This window comes from Nocardia tenerifensis NBRC 101015, assembly GCF_000308715.1.
GTDB classification, from domain to species: Bacteria; Actinomycetota; Actinomycetes; order Mycobacteriales; family Mycobacteriaceae; genus Nocardia; species Nocardia tenerifensis.
On sequence record NZ_BAGH01000186.1, the window covers coordinates 1 to 1001 of the forward strand.

Below are 1001 nucleotides of genomic sequence, written 5' to 3' on the forward strand. Positions count from 1 at the left end.
CATGCTCCGCCCGCACCGGCGCACCTCCGCCGCGCGGCTCGGCCGTCCGTCGCCCGGCTCCACCTCGTCGCCGACTACCGGACGTCTTCCGTTCTGCCCCAGGCTGTTCCGGCGGTGCGGGAGCTGCGACAGGGATGCCGGAGGGTCGACGTGCGCCGGTGATCTCGATCAACCGCGCGTCGCCGGGACGTACTTCGATCCCGACGATCTCGACCCCGGCCTTCCGGGTCATCGCCTCCACTTCGCGCCGCTCCTCGTCCATCACTAGCGTGACCACGACCCCGTCCTCACCCGCCCGCGCGGTACGCCCGGCGCGATGCAGGTAAGCCTTCGGTTCGGCCGGCGGATCCACGTGCACCACAAGAGAAATGTTGTCGACGTGGATCCCGCGGGCGGCCACGTCGGTGGTGACCAGCACGGGGACGGAACCGTCGGCGAAGGCGGCGAGGGTGCGGGTGCGGTTGTTCTGCGCCTTGCCGCCGTGCAGCGCGCCCGCGGAAATGCCCGCGCCGCGCAGCTGCTTGGCGAGGCGGTCGGCGCCGTGTTTGGTGCGGACGAACATGATGGTGAGTCCGTCGCGGGCGGCGATCTCGGCGGCGACGGCGCGCTTGGCGAGCTTGTCGCGCACGTAGAGCAGGTGGTGCGTCATGGTGGTGACGGAGGCGGACGCGGGGGCGGTGGAGTGCGTGACGGGCGCGCGCAGGTAGCGCTGGACGAGCTTGTCCACCTCGCCGTCCAGCGTGGCCGAGAACAGCAGACGCTGACCGTCTTTCGGCGTCTGATCGAGCAGCTTGGTGACCTGCGGCAGGAACCCCATGTCGGCCATGTGGTCGGCCTCGTCCAGCGCGGTGATCCGCACGTCGTCGAGCGCCGCCGAACCCTGCGCGATCAGATCGGCGAGCCGCCCCGGCGTGGCGATCAACAGGTCGACGCCGCGCGCGAGCCGCTCGGCCTGCCGCCGGATCGGCGCGCCGCCGACCACGGACGCGACCCGCAGGCCG

At 72.0% G+C, this 1001-nt stretch carries 1 protein-coding gene; it reads right to left on the minus strand.

Annotated elements, in window-relative coordinates; all coding sequences use genetic code 11:
- A partial coding sequence (locus tag ON39_RS15490) for a DEAD/DEAH box helicase (protein WP_157195475.1) occupies positions 1-1001 on the minus strand: 1001 nt, incomplete at both ends.